1 protein-coding gene is annotated in these 296 nt (G+C 62.8%); it reads left to right on the forward strand.

What is annotated here, in order from left to right:
• Positions 1-296, forward strand: a 296-nt coding sequence (locus SB772_RS39995) for a trehalose-6-phosphate synthase (RefSeq protein ID WP_410838516.1), incomplete at both ends; no start/stop codon positions are given.

A 296-nucleotide genomic window follows, 5' to 3' on the forward strand; every position in this document is an offset into this window, starting at 1 on the left:
TATCTGAACCGCAAGTACGAACGTCATCTGTTGATGGCGCTGTTCCGCCAGGCGCAGGTGGGTTATGTCGCGCCGCTGCGTGACGGCATGAACCTCGTCGCGAAGGAATACGTGGCGTCGCAGAATCCCGAGGATCCGGGCGTGCTGGTGCTCTCGCAGTTCGCGGGCGCGGCAGAGCAGTTGCCTGGCGCATTGGTTGTGAATCCTTACGATTTGAATCAGACCGCCGAGGCGCTGGAGCGCGCGCTCTCGATGCCGCATGCCGAGCGCCAGTCGCGCTACGAGGACATGATGGC

Source organism: Paraburkholderia sp. SIMBA_030, from assembly GCF_046535245.1.
Taxonomy (GTDB): domain Bacteria; phylum Pseudomonadota; class Gammaproteobacteria; order Burkholderiales; family Burkholderiaceae; genus Paraburkholderia.